Below are 1,662 nucleotides of genomic sequence, written 5' to 3' on the forward strand. Positions count from 1 at the left end.
GGGGGCGGCGGCGGTCCGGGACGCCGCTGTAGTCGGGGGGCGCGCTCGCCGGATGCCGGTCCAGCAGATCGAGCGCGACCCGGACCGCCGTGTCCAGGACGGCGTGCCGCCCCTCCGCCCAGTCCAGCGGCGTCCGCAGCGCCTCGATGTCCGGCTCCACGCCGTGGTTCTCCACCGACCAGCCGAGGCCGCCGCCGAACCACGCCGCGTTCATCGGCACCGTGATCACCGTGCCGTCACCCAGCTGGTGACGGCCCGTCACGCCGACGACCCCGCCCCAGGTGCGGGCGCCCACCACCGGGCCCCGGCCCAGCAGCCGGAACGCGGCAATGATCATGTCGCCGTCGGAGGACGTCATCTCGTCCGCCACCGCGACGACCGGTCCGCGCGGCGCGTTGCTCGTGTACGAGACGGGCTGGGCGTTGCGGGTCAGGTCCCAGCCCAGGATGGTGCGGGTCAGCTTCTCCAGCACCAGTTCGCTGATGTGGCCGCCGGCGTTGCCGCGTACGTCCACGATCAGCGCCGGGCGGGCCACCTCCATCCGCAGGTCGCGGTTGAACTGGGCCCAGCCCGAGCCGCCCATGTCCGGGATGTGCAGATAGCCGCACTTGCCGCCGCTCAGATCGCGGACCACCTCCCGGCGGCGGGTCACCCAGTCCTGGTAGCGCAGCGGGCGCTCGTCGATCAGCGGGACGACCGCGACCCGGCGCCGGCCCGACGGCTGGCGCAGCGAGAGCTCGACCGTCGTACCGCCCGCCGCCGCCAGCAGCGGGGCCGGGCCCCGGTCCGGGTCCACCGGGCGTGCGTCGATATGGGTGAGCACCGCGCCCTCCCGCACGGGCGCGCCCGCCAGCGGCGAGCGGGCGCGGGAGTCGGAGGAGTCGCCGGGGAGGATCCGGGCGATCCGCCACTCGCCCTCGGGCGTGCGGACGAGGTTGGCGCCCAGCAGCCCGATCGGGCGCTGGTAGTGCGGCGGCCCCTCGTCGCGGCGGGCCGGGGCGACGTACGCGTGCGAGGTGCCCAGCTCGCCGAGGACCTCGCGGAGCAGGTCGGCGAACTCGTCCGGGGACGCGACGCGTTCCACCAGCGGGCGGTACTGGTCCAGCACCGCGTCCCAGTCGATGCCGCTCATGCCCGGGTCCCAGAAGTACGCCCGGATCACCCGCCCCGCCTCCGCGTACGCCTGCCGCCACTCGGCCGCCGGGTCCACGTCGTGCAGGATGCGGCGCAGGTCGATGTAGGTGGTGGTGTCGGAGTCGGACGGCTCGTGGGAGGGGATGACCCGCAGCTCCCCCTCGTCGTTGACGACCAGCCGCGAGCCGTCGCCGCTGGCCGCGAACCCGTCGAGGACCGAGGTCAGTTCGGTCCGCCTCGCCTTGGTGAGGTCGAAGTGCTCCAGGGTGGGGCGGCCCGAGGTGTCGGCCGGGTTGACGAACGTCTCGCCCAGCGCCCCGGAGATGGGGAAGCGCAGCCAGATGAGGCCGCCGCCGCTGACCGGGTGCAGCGCGGTGTACTTGGACGCGGTGACGGGGAACGGGGCGACGCGGCTGGCCAGCCCCTCGGCCTCGACCAGCACCGTGCCGTCGTCCTCCCCGCCCTCCGGCGCGGGCTGCTCGTCCAGGCCGCCGGCGGCGGGGCGGCCCTCGGGGGTGAGGGCGAAGG

1 protein-coding gene is annotated in these 1,662 nt (G+C 75.3%); it reads right to left on the bottom strand.

The genetic code is table 11. The annotated features are described in order from the left end of the window. On the bottom strand, positions 1-1,662 hold a 1,662-nt coding region (locus G5C65_RS36930), incomplete at both ends, for a S41 family peptidase (RefSeq protein ID WP_206442692.1).

This window comes from Streptomyces boncukensis, from assembly GCF_011045075.1.
GTDB classification, from domain to species: Bacteria; Actinomycetota; Actinomycetes; order Streptomycetales; family Streptomycetaceae; genus Streptomyces; species Streptomyces boncukensis.